This is a genomic window from Geitlerinema sp. CS-897 (assembly GCF_028368005.1).
Taxonomy (GTDB): domain Bacteria; phylum Cyanobacteriota; class Cyanobacteriia; order Cyanobacteriales; family Geitlerinemataceae; genus Baaleninema; species Baaleninema simplex.
Genome location: NZ_JAQNCQ010000032.1, coordinates 1 through 2,638 on the forward strand (window position 1 = coordinate 1; position 2,638 = coordinate 2,638).

Sequence of the window (2,638 nt, forward strand, 5' to 3'; positions counted from 1 at the left end):
CAAAACCTGCTGCAAAACCTGAGCGTTGACGGTCTTTAATGCCGGGTATTCAGCCTTAGCTGCCGTCAACCGTTTGGCTTGGACATGGTAACTGGGGAATGGTTCGTCCGCAAGCAGAATATATTCCTGCACGATAGAACATGCATTCACGGGACACTTGCGAGACTTTAGCCAGTCTTTGCGTTCCCGAGCGCAAAGTTCCAGACATGGCGGCACACATCAAGAATGTGCTCGATCTCTGAAACTTGTTCGGCAGTCGGTTCGAGTTTGAATTCCCACGTCAGGTTCAGCATACCTACACTATAACAAAAAGTTGTGTAGGTTGTGAATTTTCGCGGCATCGAGCCGCTCAATCCACGCGCCCTACACCACCAGCCAAATCAGAGATTATGGCGCTCAGTACTGAGCTGTTCTTGATAGTTATTTCCCCGCGCGATCGCCGACTTTCCCATTGGACTGACGCCCCACCAACTCCCGCAACCGCTCCCGATACTCCTGTTGCGTTATCTTTCCTTCCTTCAACTGGCGACTGAGGGCGTCGAGTCGCGGGCGAACCGAGTCCCGTTTGGCGGCGATCGCCTCGGAATTCGCCTCGTACACCGATTTTCCTTCTTGCTTGGCGTTGCGGAATACTTGCTTGAGTTCCTCCGAACTCATCTGGCGGCCGCTAGCGTAATAGCGATTCGTCGCTTGACCGAGGGCCCAAGTCAGTGTAAACCAAAACGACGCGCTGGCCGCACTTCCCAGTACCGGAACGAAAATCCCCACCACAGACACCGCCGCCCAGGTCGTTAACGCCGCCGCAAACGCCCCCAACCCTCCAAAGATGTTTCCCACGACGGCTAGGGCGTCTTGACCCTTGGGATAACCCCATTTCGCCCCGATCGCCCGCATCATCTTCAACTCCAAAACGTAAGCAGCTAGGGCGGTAATGGCGTTGAGTCCTGGGATCGGATTGAAGCCGAGGATCGCGATTCCGATCGAATAATCGAGAACGAGACTGCGAACGTTCTGTTCTCGGATGGTGGGATCGCCTGTCGCTTCGAGGATCTCGTCTCCCGACTCGTCCGACAACGCCTCTAACGCCGTCTCGAACAGTTCCTCGTCTTGTTGGCTGTCGATCTCGAACGCGACGCGAAGGCGATCGAGGATTTCCTGTTCTTGCGGCGTCGTCCCGCCAAGTTTCGCCATCGTAAAGGCGGCGTCGTAGAGAGTTGTTTGGATTTCGGGTCGGGTAATCTGCGCGATCGAGCTGTCGAGATCTTCGGGTTGAGACAACAACCTATCTAACGTGAGGTCTTCCGGTGGCGATTCGAGTTGCGCCCAGGCTGCTTCGAGGGCGTTTCGTTCTTCATCTGTGAGAACGCCGTCCGCTTGGGCGGTTAACACCAACACGTTCAAACTGGCGAGGGCTTCGCGATCGCGATCGGACATGGGGTTAGAATCTCCGTTAGACGATATCGAGAGGTCGCGCGTCGAACCGAGTGGCCGGTTCAGGATTTCGATTTAACCACCCACCGCAACAGCCACAGAGAAGTCGTCAAACCAATAAAGTGGGCGAACAGGGTGTGAGTGTTTCCCAAGACCACGAAAATGTCGATCGGTTGAATTAATTGGTTTAACGCCGCTGGAGAAAACGCCACCCCTTCCGATCGCAGGGCTTTCGCCAGCAAAATTCCCGTGATGGTTTCGGCCGCCAACAAATTAAACAGCATTCCCACCAAGTTGACGATCGAGCCAATTTCGATCGCTCGTACCGTTTCAGCCCGCGTCGGACGTAGGGTACTGTCGGCGATTCCGAGGCGTTTGGCCAGTTGGCCGTATCGAAGCGTCCAGTAAATGCTAATTCCCAAGGCGACCAATCCCGTAACGGCGAAGAAAATTCCCGGTCCTCGTCCTGGGTTGATTTGAGCGGCGCCGGGTTCGTCAGACGCTGCGATGGGAATGGTGAACAGGAAAATTAACGCTGCAACGACCCCTAAAATAATTTGTACCCAAAAGCTGAGCTGTCCCGCCCGGCGCAAGGCGGGAATCACGCGCTCGACTGCGGGAGGAAGCGCTTGAATCTGGCTCGAGTCGGAGGTCGAAATGTTGTAGTCCTCGTTGTTCATGGAGTTTGTCTAAACCGCGTCTGGACGTTTTTCTTCTAGCGTACCGTTTGTCGCCGAGTCGCGCTCGTTTCCCAAGGTGCGATCGCGCAGGGTGACGGTGACGAGATGAGACAAAACCCCCACCGGCCCGGCGAACAAACACAGGGCGATCGAGTGTCTCGTCCAAACCCCCGTTTTCTGACCTTCCCAATAAATCCAACGCCCCACGAACAAATCCATCACCAGGAAATGCGCCCAACCTGTCGCGGCGGCGGGTTCTTCGCCAAAGAAGCGGGCGATTTGAGATAGACTGGGGTTCGCCAAGGCTTCGACGGATTCGGCGTTGAGGCTTTGGGAAATACAATACAGATAAAATCCCACCAACACCACAAAGGGAAGATTTGACTTTGACATACTCACCGCCCTAGAAGGGCGGCGATTCCTGCTAAGCAGTTACTGATTCATCGACACCACTTACTGGCTCGGGCTTCCCTTCGTCAGCAGAGGTGGGAGTCTCCTCAGTCGTTTGCGGTTTCCCGCCAGTTTCC

Annotated in this window: 3 protein-coding genes and 1 pseudogene; all 4 read right to left on the reverse strand. The window is 55.1% G+C overall.

Annotation, left to right across the window (positions count from 1 at the left end; all coding sequences use genetic code 11):
• A pseudogene (locus tag POG22_RS01530) lies at positions 1–293 on the reverse strand (helix-turn-helix domain-containing protein); the annotation flags it as partial.
• A gap of 127 nt (positions 294–420) precedes the next feature.
• Entirely contained in the window at positions 421–1,434 is a 1,014-nt protein-coding gene (locus tag POG22_RS01535) for a DUF533 domain-containing protein (RefSeq protein WP_498903226.1), read from the reverse strand.
• Positions 1,435–1,493: 59 nt separating this feature from the next.
• Positions 1,494–2,111, reverse strand: coding sequence for a DUF3611 family protein (locus POG22_RS01540; protein ID WP_498903227.1), 618 nt, complete (start codon positions 2,109–2,111; stop codon positions 1,494–1,496).
• A 9-nt stretch (positions 2,112–2,120) separates the two neighbouring features.
• On the reverse strand, positions 2,121–2,504 hold the full coding sequence (locus POG22_RS01545) for an ABA4-like family protein (RefSeq protein ID WP_498903228.1): 384 nt from the start codon (positions 2,502–2,504) through the stop codon (positions 2,121–2,123).
• Positions 2,505–2,638: the final 134 nt, after the last annotated feature.

Coding starts and splice junctions, on each gene's coding strand:
- POG22_RS01545 (WP_498903228.1), bottom strand. CDS start 2,504: ATGTCAAAGTCAAATCTTCCCTTTGTGGTGTTGGTGGGATTTTATCTG.
- POG22_RS01535 (WP_498903226.1), bottom strand. CDS start 1,434: ATGTCCGATCGCGATCGCGAAGCCCTCGCCAGTTTGAACGTGTTGGTG.
- POG22_RS01540 (WP_498903227.1), bottom strand. CDS start 2,111: ATGAACAACGAGGACTACAACATTTCGACCTCCGACTCGAGCCAGATT.